This is a genomic window from Bacillus sp. JJ722 (assembly GCF_036963345.1).
Taxonomy (GTDB): domain Bacteria; phylum Bacillota; class Bacilli; order Bacillales; family DSM-1321; genus Bacillus_AD.
Genome location: NZ_JBALMO010000005.1, coordinates 83766 through 86117, shown reverse-complemented (window position 1 = coordinate 86117; position 2352 = coordinate 83766). Strand labels below are relative to the sequence as shown.

Sequence of the window (2352 nt, the reverse complement as noted above, 5' to 3'; positions counted from 1 at the left end):
ATTAAAGTTTCGCTTTATTATTCTATTATTAAATAAATATAAAATTTTCTGTATAAATCAAAATAAATGTTAAAATGTGTAAGTGTCTTTTTTCGGAAGGATATAAATATATGAGTTTCTTTTTATTTCCATACGCCTAAAGTCTTATGCACAATTATATCTAAAGTATATTTAAAAAAAGAGCGTAAAAAGTTAGGATTGTAAAGGAGGCAAAATCAAGCAAAAGGAACAACTAACTGTATATCCAATAACCAATAATTTTTTGATAATTAGTAACCTTTTGTGATTTGTATATTGCTTGAACGATTAAAGAAAAAAATATGCTGTAAAGGATGTAATGAGAATGGAAGTGACTGTAAAGCTTCAGAACGTTTCAAAGCGCATTAAGAATAAGCCTATTATTCAAGATTTAAGTTTTGATGTGTATGGAGGCGAGATTTTTGGTTTTCTTGGACCAAATGGAGCAGGTAAAACAACAACAATTCGAATGATTGTTGGCTTGATGAAGCTTTCGGGCGGAGATATTGTCATTTGCGGTGACAGTGTTAAGGATAACTTTGAGAAAGCTATTAGACATGTAGGTGCCATTGTTGAAAACCCAGAAATGTATAAGTATTTAACAGGCTATGATAACTTAAAGCATTATGCGAGAATGTCACATGGCATTAGCAAGGAAAGAATTGATGAAGTTATTGAGCTAGTGGGTTTAAGACAAAGAATAAATGATAAGGTAAAAACCTATTCATTAGGTATGCGTCAACGTTTAGGGTTAGCACAAGCGTTATTACATAGACCAAAGGTACTTATCCTGGATGAACCAACTAATGGGCTAGATCCACAAGGAATACGAGAGATAAGGGATTATTTAAAACGTTTGTCTCGTGAAGAAGGAATGACGGTTATTGTTTCGAGTCACCTATTATCTGAAATGGAAATGATGTGTGATCGCTTCTGTATTATTCAAAATGGAAAACTAGTAGATATACAAAATGTACACGAAGTTACAGAGGAAGAAGAACAAAGAATTAGTCTTACTGTAGAGCCGTTACCTAAAGCATTAAAGATTATTAAAGAACAATATTCTAATTGTGAGCCGCAAATTGTTAATGAAGTAATTGAATTAACGATTGCCAATGAACTGGTTCCTAATGTTGTAAAATCATTAGTATTGCAAGAATGTGCAGTGTATCGTGTTGCAAATGTAACAGTTTCACTTGAAGAAAAATTCTTGCAAATAACAGGAACAGGAGGGCAAATTCAATGAACTTAATAGCAAATGAAATGATGAAGCTATTTAAACGAGCTTCTACCTATATTATGATTGGTTTTCTAGTATTAGCGATTGTTGGTACTGGAGCATTAGTAAAGTACTCAGAAAATAAAAATGAGTCTGCCCCTGAAAATGTGAAATGGGAACAATCCTTAATTGAGCAAAATAAACAAATGGAACAAGAACTACAAGAAAACGGAAATGAAAGCTATCAAGCAATGTTGAAAGCAGATATTGCAAAGAATGAATACCGTTTGAAGCATGATATTCCACCAAGTGAAAAAACGAATGTATGGTCTTTTGTGAATTCTATTGTTGATATTGTGTATTTTATATCGATTATTACGATTACAGTAGCAGCAGGTATTGTAGCTAGTGAGTTTTCTACCGGTACTATCAAGTTATTGTTAATCCGCCCGGCTAGCCGTGCTAAAATATTATTTAGTAAGTATGCAGCTGTATTCATTTTTTCATTTTCGACTGTATTATTAGCATTTGCTACGGCTTTTGCTGTAGGAGCTGTTCTATTTGGATTCGGCGACGCTGGACCGTATTTAGCATACAGTGATGGTCAAGTAATTGAGAAATCACAAGTAGGAAATGCATTCTTTACGTATATATTATCTTCTGTAGGACTGTTAATGTTAACAACTATGGCATTCATGGTGTCCGCAGCATTCCGAAATAGCTCGTTAGCAATTGGTATTGCCATGTTCCTACTATTAATGGGACCAAATATTACAATGCTTGTTTCCATGAAATATGAATGGGCGAAATATATTTTATTTGCAAATATTGACTTGTTAAGCTATTTTAACGGTCAGCCGATGATTGAAGGGATGACCTTATCATTCTCTCTTATCATGTTAGGTATCTATTTTGTTCTATTTAACTTAATTGCCTTTTTGTTTTTCACGAAACGAGATGTGGCAGCTTAAATGTAAAGAAAGAAGCAGTATGATGAACTCATACTGCTTTTTTCTTAAAGATAAGAAAGTATATAGTTTTGCACGGTGTCTAGCTCCAGCGCCTAGCTCCTAGTGGACTTCGCCATCCTCCTTATGATAAGTCAACTAAGAAAT

The 2352-nt window shown here is 33.5% G+C and carries 2 protein-coding genes; both read left to right on the top strand.

Translation table 11 applies throughout. The annotated features are described in order from the left end of the window. Positions 1–343: 343 nt before the first annotated feature. Entirely contained in the window at positions 344–1264 is a 921-nt protein-coding gene (locus V7014_RS00865) for an ABC transporter ATP-binding protein (RefSeq protein ID WP_335502968.1), read from the top strand. Further along, positions 1261–2208, top strand: a complete 948-nt coding sequence (locus tag V7014_RS00860) for an ABC transporter permease (RefSeq protein ID WP_335502966.1) — start codon at positions 1261–1263, stop codon at positions 2206–2208. Before V7014_RS00865 ends, V7014_RS00860 begins: the two co-directional genes overlap by 4 nt. Positions 2209–2352: the final 144 nt, after the last annotated feature.

Coding starts and splice junctions, on each gene's coding strand:
- V7014_RS00860 (WP_335502966.1), top strand. CDS start 1,261: ATGAACTTAATAGCAAATGAAATGATGAAGCTATTTAAACGAGCTTCT.
- V7014_RS00865 (WP_335502968.1), top strand. CDS start 344: ATGGAAGTGACTGTAAAGCTTCAGAACGTTTCAAAGCGCATTAAGAAT.